Source organism: Angustibacter peucedani (assembly GCF_054779595.1).
Genome location: NZ_BAAGXY010000069.1, coordinates 1 through 2,971 on the forward strand (window position 1 = coordinate 1; position 2,971 = coordinate 2,971).

Consider the following 2,971-nt stretch of genomic DNA (forward strand, 5'->3'; position numbering starts at 1 on the left):
CGCACGCCGGCGACCGCAGCCCGCTCGCGCTGGCCAACCGCGAGATCGCCGCGCTCCCGCCCGCCGCCCGCGCCGACGCCGGACGTCGGGTGGGGCAGGCGCGCGGGCAGGTCAACCAGGCGCTCGCCGCGCGGCAGGCCGAGCTCGGGGCCGAGCGCGACGCCCGGGTGCTGGTCGAGGAGGCCGTCGACGTCACGCTGCCGGTCGACCGCGTGGCCCACGGCGCCCGCCACCCGCTGAACACCCTGCAGGACAAGGTGAACGACCTGTTCGTCGGCCTGGGCTGGGAGGTCGCCGAGGGGCCCGAGCTCGAGTCGGAGTGGTTCAACTTCGACGCGCTGAACTTCGACCCCGACCACCCGGCGCGCCAGATGCAGGACACCTTCTTCGTCGAGCCGCCCGAGGCCGGGCTGGTGCTGCGCACCCACACCTCGCCGGTGCAGATCCGCACGCTGCTCGAGCGCGGCGTGCCCACGTACGTCGTGTGCCCGGGCAAGGTGTTCCGCACCGACGAGCTCGACGCGACCCACACGCCGGTGTTCCACCAGGTCGAGGGGCTCGCCGTCGACGAGGGCCTGTCGATGACGCACCTGAAGGGCACGCTCGACCACTTCGCGCGCGAGATGTTCGGCGACGTCCCGACCCGGTGGCGCCCTTCGTTCTTCCCGTTCACCGAGCCCAGCGCCGAGCTCGACCTGCAGTGCGTCGCGTGCCAGGGCGCCGGCTCCGGCTGCCGCACCTGCGGCGGCACCGGCTGGATCGAGTGGGGCGGCTGCGGCATGGTCCACCCCGACGTCCTGCGCTCGTGCGGCGTCGACCCCGAGCGGTACAGCGGGTTCGCGTTCGGCATGGGCGTCGAGCGCACGCTGATGATGCGCTACGGCGTCGGCGACATGCGCGACATGGTCGAGGGCGACGTCCGGTTCAGCCAGCACTACGGGATGGAGATCTGATGCGGGCCCCGCTGTCGTGGCTGCGCGAGCACACCGACCTGCCGGACGGCGCGACGCCCGAGCAGGTGCAGGCGGTGCTGGTGCGCGTGGGCCTGGAGGAGGAGGCCGTGCACCGCTCCGACGTCACCGGACCGCTTGTCGTCGGGGAGGTGCTGAGCGCCGAGCCCGAGCCGCAGAAGAACGGCAAGACCATCAACTGGTGCCAGGTGCGGGTCGGCTCGACGCCCGACGGCGCCGACGACGTCCGCGGCATCGTCTGCGGCGCCTCGAACTTCGGCGCCGGTGATCGCGTCGTCGTGGCGCTCGCCGGTGCGGTGCTGCCGGGCGGCTTCGAGATCTCGGCCCGCAAGACCTACGGCCACGTGAGCGACGGGATGATCTGCTCCGAGCGCGAGCTGGGCCTGGGCGACGACCACAGCGGCATCGTCGTGCTGCCCCGCCCGGGGCTGGGCGACGAACCGGTGGGCACCGACGCGGTCGCGCTGCTGGGCCTGGACGACGTCGCGGTCGAGGTCAACGTGACGCCTGACCGCGGCTACTGCTTCAGCCTGCGCGGGATCGCCCGCGAGTACGCCCTGAGCGCGGGCGGGCGGTTCGTCGAGCCGGCGGACGTCGAGCCCGTCGCCGCCGACGGCGCCGGCTTCCCGGTGCGGCTGGCCGACGACGCGCCGGTGCGCGGCACCGCCGGCTGCGACCGCTACGTGGCGCGCACCGTGCGCGGGTTCGACCCGGCGGCGCCGACGCCGGGCTGGATGCGGCAGGTGCTGCGGCTGTGCGGCATGCGACCGATCTCGCTCGCGGTCGACGTCACCAACTACGTCATGCTCGCCACCGGGCAGCCGCTGCACGCGTTCGACCTCGACGCGCTGGGCGACGAGATCGTGGTGCGCCGCGCGCGGGCGGGTGAACGGCTGACCACCCTGGACGACGTCGAGCGCACCCTCGACCCCGAGGACCTGCTGATCACCGACGAGGGGGCGGACGGCTCGCGCGTGCTGGCGCTCGCCGGCGTCATGGGCGGGGCGAGCAGCGAGGTCACGGGCTCGACGACGAACCTGCTCGTCGAGTCGGCCCACTTCGACCCGGTGACGGTGGCCCGCACGTCGCGGCGGCACAAGCTGTCGACCGAGGCCGGCAAGCGGTTCGAGCGCGGGGTCGACACCGACCTCGCCGACCGGGCGGCCGAGCTCGCCGTGCGGCTGCTCGTCGAGCACGGCGGCGGTGACGGCAGCCGCGAGGTCACCGACGTCGACGAGCGCGCCGAGCGCCCGCCGGTGCACCTGCCGGCCGACCTGCCGCGCCGGCTGGTGGGTCTCGACCTGCCCGCCGACGAGGTTGTCGCCGCGCTGGAGGCCGTCGGCTGCACGGTCGAGCGGGCCGACGACGGCTGGTTGGTGCGGCCGCCGTCGTGGCGGCCCGACGTGCGCCAGGGCGCCGACCTGGTCGAGGAGGTCGCGCGCGTGCACGGCTACACCGAGATCCCCTCGGTGCTGCCGATGGCGCGCGCCGGGCGGGGCCTGACCCGGCCCCAGCGGCTGCGCCGCTCGGCGTCCCGGGCGCTGGCCGAGCACGGCCTGGTCGAGGTGCTGACGTACCCCTTCGTCGCGCCCGAGCGGCACGACGCGCTGGGTCTGCCCGCCGACGACCCGCGCCGGCACGCGGTGCGGCTGGCCAACCCGCTCAGCGAGCAGCAGCCGCAGCTGCGCACCTCGCTGCTGCACACCCTGCCGGACGCCGCGCACCGCAACCTCTCGCGCGGGGTCCGCGACCTCGCGCTGTTCGAGGTCGGGCGCGTGTTCCGGCCCGAGGGCGAGCCGGCCACCGCGCCGCGCCCCGGCGGCGGTCGTCGTCCGGACGACGTCGTGCTGGTCGAGCTGCAGGCCGGCGTCCCGGCCCAGCCGCTGCGCGCGGCCGTGCTGCTGTCCGGGCAGCGCGAGCAGGCCGGCTGGTGGGGTCCGGGCCGCGCCGCGGACTGGACCGACGCCGTCGCCGCCGTGCAGGCGCTCGCGGCCTCCGTG

Annotated in this window: 2 protein-coding genes; both read left to right on the forward strand. The window is 75.5% G+C overall.

Annotation, left to right across the window (positions count from 1 at the left end; translation table 11 throughout):
- Positions 1-953 (forward strand): phenylalanine--tRNA ligase subunit alpha (gene pheS, locus ACYVJ4_RS12965; RefSeq protein ID WP_460460549.1); only part of this gene is annotated, 953 nt, incomplete at its 5' end.
- A partial coding sequence (pheT, locus tag ACYVJ4_RS12970; protein WP_460460550.1) for a phenylalanine--tRNA ligase subunit beta occupies positions 953-2,971 on the forward strand: 2,019 nt, incomplete at its 3' end. The genes pheS and pheT, both read left to right, overlap by 1 nt.